The sequence below is a fragment of the Xenorhabdus khoisanae genome (assembly GCF_001037465.1).
Classification (GTDB): domain Bacteria; phylum Pseudomonadota; class Gammaproteobacteria; order Enterobacterales; family Enterobacteriaceae; genus Xenorhabdus; species Xenorhabdus khoisanae.
Genome location: NZ_LFCV01000181.1, coordinates 1 through 5721 on the forward strand (window position 1 = coordinate 1; position 5721 = coordinate 5721).

Below are 5721 nucleotides of genomic sequence, written 5' to 3' on the forward strand. Positions count from 1 at the left end.
ACGAAGTATTGAATGTAATTTTCTATACCTTAACGTGTCAGGGGCGATAACTATTACTCTTTATAGGGTTTAATTATAACGAATTATCCAGAAAGTAAATTTGATATGAATGCGGGTTTTGCAGGATTTTGCTGACAAAATGTGATCTATCGCATGTTTTTTGCTCAATCGGATTGAGCCATCGACAACATTTTCTACAAATGAATAAGCGCTTATATAAAAATAAATGATAAATATAACGATTGAATAATATTTATTGATTTATGGATGGGGTTTAATTTATTTATACTGCAAATAAATAATTCATGATTTTTCTAAATTTATTTTTATGAAGATGACATATTTTGTTATTTATATTTTGAATGAAAAATGTATGCTGGCATCTTAGCCGGGTTGATATTAATGGTGTTAATTATATCAAGCCTGATAAAAGTGTTTTGGATGAGTTTAGTAAGTTCAGGGTAGTGACATTGGTTGAGTGATTTTTGTCTTTGTTATTAATTGGAATTATCATCTGAATAAATTTAGTGGCCACATAAACTGGCCACTTTTTTATTGTAATATCAATAAATTCTATCCATCCTTATTTTTAAGACTCTCTTCTATATCAAGAAAGAAAATATTTTTATATTTATCTATTGGTATAAGATTTGTTTATAACTCACTTCGTTAGAAGATGTAATCTATTTTCAGTTAAATTTTTATTGTTCTTCTTAATCAATTATGATTGCATATATATTAACCCTACCATAGGGCAAACATGGCTATCATTAAAATGATAAGTTACCAGCAAAAGTTTCAAGTTTTATGCAATGCAGACAATGATTTGTCTGGCAGGCTTGATGCGGGTAAACTGCGCGTTTTGTTTTATTTTGGAGTCATTGGAACATGAACGAAGTCGCGAATTGGCAGCCAAGTGCCCCTATCGCCAATTTATTGAAAAGGGCGGAGATTTTAGCAGAAATACGGCGCTTTTTCGCAGATCGTGGGGTGTTGGAAGTTGAAACACCTGCCATGAGTCAGGCGACTGTGACTGATGTCCATCTGGTTCCCTTCCAGACTCAATTTGTTGGGCCGGGAGCCGCAGATGGCCTGACTCTATACCTGATGACCAGCCCCGAATATCACATGAAACGTATGCTGGCGGCAGGAAGTGGCTCCATTTATCAGATGGGAAAAAGTTTCCGTAATGAGGAAGCGGGTCGTCATCATAATCCAGAATTCACCATGCTGGAGTGGTATCGTCCGCATTTCGACATGTATCACTTGATGAATGAAGTGGATGATTTATTGCAGCAGATCCTGGATTGTGAAAGTGCAGAATCACTTTCTTACCAACAGGCATTCATTCGATATCTGGATATCGATCCTCTTACTGCGAGTAAGGAAAAATTGCGTGAGGTGGCGGCAAAACTTGATCTCAGCAATATCGCTGATCGAGAAGAAGATCGTGATACCTTGTTGCAATTGCTTTTTGTGATGGGTGTGGAAACGCAGATTGGTATTGAAAAACCGACATTTATCTATCACTTCCCTGCATCTCAGGCGTCGTTGGCAGAGATCAGTAAAGAAGATCATCGAGTTGCACAGCGTTTTGAAGTTTATTTCAAGGGCATGGAGTTAGCGAATGGCTTCCGTGAACTCACTGACAGTAATGAACAGCGTTTGCGTTTCGAGCAGGATAACCGTAAGCGTGAAGCAATGGGATTGCCTGTCCAGCCGATTGATGAATATTTGCTTGCAGCGCTTGCTCATGGAATGCCAGATTGTTCTGGTGTTGCATTGGGCGTTGATCGCCTGATTATGCTGGCATTGGGTGCTGAGCGGATTAGTGAAGTTATTGCTTTCCCGGTAGGGATCTCGTAATTGTGATTGGGGCAGTTCAGGACTGCCCTTATATTTTTGCAGACTATCTACGCTCGTAGTTTATCTATATTTGTAGATGAATGTTCGTAGATGAATGTTCGTAGATTATTTGTGTTCATGATGCTTTTTCAGAAACTTCACGGCTAAATCAGGGAAGTCAGTGAATGCGCCATCAACATTCGCTTTATCGAAAACGATATCAAATAATTGATTGCCGCTGGTGGCATATTTTGGTAGTTGATCGATACGGATAGTATACGGATGGACTGCCAAATGGCTGGCGTGAGCCTCTTTCACCATACCGGTCAGCTTAATGTTATTTGGCGTAGAATCATTGTCGATAATCATGTGGTAATCAGGGCCAATACCGTCAGCATATTTTGCCACTTCTTTCATCGCACCTGGCTTAAACATCCATTCATAGCTATAGTTTTGCCATGTACCATCTGACTTTTGCTCGTAAGTTTCGTTCCAGTCGGTGTAAGCGATTAGCTGAATCAGTTTCAGATCCATCCCCAATTTCGGTTCCAGCTCATTTTTGATGCGTTTCAGTTCATTGGCATCAAAACATTGCAGATACACTTTATCGCTTTTCTTGGTGTAGCCATATTGTTTCAGCACTTCCAGCACCTTGGTCGTGATATCCTTGCCCTCTTGGCGATGGAACCACGGGGCTTTGATTTCAGGATAAATACCAATGTCTTTGCCGGTGGATTTATTCAAACCTTGGATAAATTCCAACTCTTCCTGAAAGGTATGAATGTGGAAATCTGATTTCCCCATAGGAAAACGCCCCGGATAGCTTTGGATTTTTTTGCCATCTTTGATATCAAAACCTTCGGTGAATTTCAGAGAGTTAATTTCTGGCAAGGTAAAGTCTATTGCATAATAGCGGCCATCGGCACGGGCACGGTTTGGAAAACGTTCTGCAACATCGGTTACTCGATCCAAATAATGGTCGTGTAGCACAATGAGCTGGTCATCTTTAGTCATTACCAGATCTTGCTCAAGGTAATCAGCACCTTGTGCATAAGCCATTGCTTTAGCGGGCAGGGTATGTTCAGGTAGATAACCACTGGCCCCACGGTGGGCGATAACAATCTTATCTGCTGCATGTGCAATGCCTGACATTGATGATGCTAACAGAATACCTGCCATGATTGCCTTAATAGGGGTCTGCATCGGGATTCTCCATTTATTTGTAATAAAAATCTTAAACAAAAATGATGTTACTTATTGTGTAGCTGATTTTTAGCCAACAGCCAGAAGAAATAAGGTGAATATCCAAACCGCTTTTTATATAAAATACTGACATAACACAATCCTGCATATTGATTTTACTAGCAGTACATCACAGTTTTATGACAGAAAAATTGTTATTTAAGTTCTGTTTATCTCTAACCTCATTTAGTCATGTTATTAAATGAACAAATCTATTAAAGCGTCCGGAAAGATTTTAATTTAAATAAGAATAAAATGGTAAATGATATAAATGAATCATAATAAAACATGAGGTGTTTAAAATTAAATTTTTACTGCTAATGAAGGATTTACAGGAAGAGTATTGGGTTGCAAGATATAAAAATAGAGTATTTCATTCAGAAGAGCTTGGAAGTCTTATTTAGACGGTCAGTATCCTTTTCATCGGCATACATCATCTTGAGAAGATATTTGATAATTGTTTATGTCAGGAAAATTCCAGAGTTGATTTGCATCTCAATAAACAAAGATAAAATGTGTCTGAGAAAATCGCAGTACAAATTTATGTTGTACTGCGATTGATATCATCATTAATCAGCGCTTTCAGTCAGTGTTATTGACCCTGACGCGCCATTTCCTGCTTGTGTTTATTTTCACTCAGCATGACAAACAAAAGCAGAACAACAGAGAGTGCGCTGCCGCCGATCATCACCATAAAGCCACCGTCCCAACCGAAGAAGTCAACGGTGTAACCAACGATGGCGCTGGCTGCTACTGAACCACCCAGATAGCCAAACAAACCGGTAAAACCTGCTGCTGTTCCCGCTGCTTTTTTCGGTGCCAGCTCAAGTGCGTGCAGACCAATCAGCATGACAGGGCCATAAATCAGGAAGCCGATAACCAGCATACAGAGCATATCGATATTTGGGTTTCCTGCCGGGTTCATCCAGAATACAACAGTGGCGATAGTCACCAATATCATAAAGAATACACCGGTTGCACCACGATTGCCTTTGAACACTTTGTCAGACATCCAGCCACACAACAGCGTGCCTGGAATACCTGCGTACTCATACAGGAAATAAGCCCAGGAAGATTTATCTAACGCAAAATGCTTCACTTCTCTCAAATAAGTCGGTGACCAGTCGAGAATACCGTAACGCAACAGATAAACGAACACGTTGGCAACCGCGATCATCCACAGCAATTTATTAGGCAGGATGTACTGCATAAAGATCTCTTTTGCAGTCAGTTCCTTTTCATTTTTTTCTGTGTAATCAAGTGGATAATCATTTTTGTACTCTTCGATTGGCGGTAAACCACAAGATTGTGGAGTATCACGCATCAAAACGAAAACGATCATTGCCACAAGGATAGCGGCAAATGCAGGCATATAGAGTGCTGCTTTCCAGTCATTGAACCAAGCCATACCCAGCAGGAACAACAATGGAGGCAAACCCCCACCAACGTTATGAGCACAGTTCCAGACAGAAACAATTCTGCCACGTTCTTTTTGTGACCACCAATGAACCATGGTGCGTCCGCAGGGAGGCCAACCCATACCCTGGAACCAGCCGCAGAGGAACAGCAGAGCAAACATGATAGCAATGCTGGATGTTGCCCATGGTACGAAGCCCATAAACAGCATGACAGCCGCCGCCAGTATTAGACCAGCAGGTAAGAAAACACGCGGATTCGAGCGGTCGGAAACGGAACCCATGATGAATTTTGAGAATCCGTATGCAATTGAAATTCCCGACAGGGCAAAACCAAGCTCACCTCTGGAGAAGCCTTGCTCTACTAAATAAGGTATTGCCAAGGCAAAGTTTTTCCTTACCAGATAGTAGGCTGCATAGCCAAAGAAAATCCCCATAAAAATTTGCCAGCGCAAGCGACGATAGAATGGATCTATTTCTTGCGCAGGCAACCGAGCTTTATGGGGAGCTGGTTTGAAAATACTTAACATGTTTGTCTCCACATGATTTTTGTATGAGCGCTTTATCACCGCTGGGCAGTGATAGGGTTAAACGAGCATGATTATGTTAAACGAAAAATTTTGACTAATTATTTTCTATATCGAAGAGAATATTAGCTAAAACAACCTAATATATCTATGAGGTATCGCTAACATATAGATATAATTTCGTAAAAGGGCGATTTTGAGTGATTTTCTGGTTTTTTTAAATACAATTTATTTATATTATCGTGATGAATATCACAATAAATAGCTTTGCTGGTTATTTTTGTACGTTTAAAGTTCGTTTATGTTCCTTATCACGCAAAGGCTCATTATTTTTATGGGGATTTTTCTGGCGCAGTAATCATAAAGTCATACGAATATAATCCACATAAATATAACGCTATATAAACGTAATTTAATAAATTAACGGTCACATTACTCTGGCAAAATTTTAGCTAATGTTGCTATTTAATTGATGGTATCATTTTAAATGACGTTTTCATTTATTTATATGGTTTGCCTTTTATTTACCTGTTTGGCGTTTTTTATAACAGGATTACAAATAAAATGTTTGAAATTAAAATCCAAAATAATAGATATTACTACAAATGGTTATCCATGCTCACGATAGCGGTTTTCATGCAGTATCGGATAACTGTTTATCTGTCTCTTATACACATCTTACGCTGCCTACC

3 protein-coding genes are annotated in these 5721 nt (G+C 39.3%); 1 reads left to right on the forward strand and 2 read right to left on the reverse strand.

Annotated elements, in window-relative coordinates; all coding sequences use genetic code 11:
• Window positions 1-888 precede the first annotated feature (888 nt).
• A complete protein-coding gene (epmA, locus tag AB204_RS19470) occupies window positions 889-1866 on the forward strand; it encodes an elongation factor P--(R)-beta-lysine ligase (RefSeq protein ID WP_047965047.1) in 978 nt (325 codons plus the stop codon).
• Window positions 1867-1971: 105 nt separating this feature from the next.
• Here epmA and glpQ read toward each other — a convergent pair whose 3' ends face one another.
• On the reverse strand, window positions 1972-3048 hold the full coding sequence (gene glpQ / locus AB204_RS19475) for a glycerophosphodiester phosphodiesterase (RefSeq protein WP_047965048.1): 1077 nt from the start codon (window positions 3046-3048) through the stop codon (window positions 1972-1974).
• A 631-nt stretch (window positions 3049-3679) separates the two neighbouring features.
• Window positions 3680-5032 carry a glycerol-3-phosphate transporter gene (gene glpT, locus AB204_RS19480; protein ID WP_047965049.1) on the reverse strand — a complete coding sequence of 451 codons (1353 nt, stop codon included), beginning with the start codon at window positions 5030-5032 and terminating at the stop codon, window positions 3680-3682.
• Between the last annotated feature and the right edge of the window lie 689 nt (window positions 5033-5721).

Excerpts from the sequence above, each read along its gene's own strand:
- epmA (WP_047965047.1), top strand. The coding sequence starts at position 889 with ATGAACGAAGTCGCGAATTGGCAGCCAAGTGCCCCTATCGCCAATTTA.
- glpQ (WP_047965048.1), bottom strand. The coding sequence starts at position 3,048 with ATGCAGACCCCTATTAAGGCAATCATGGCAGGTATTCTGTTAGCATCA.
- glpT (WP_047965049.1), bottom strand. The coding sequence starts at position 5,032 with ATGTTAAGTATTTTCAAACCAGCTCCCCATAAAGCTCGGTTGCCTGCG.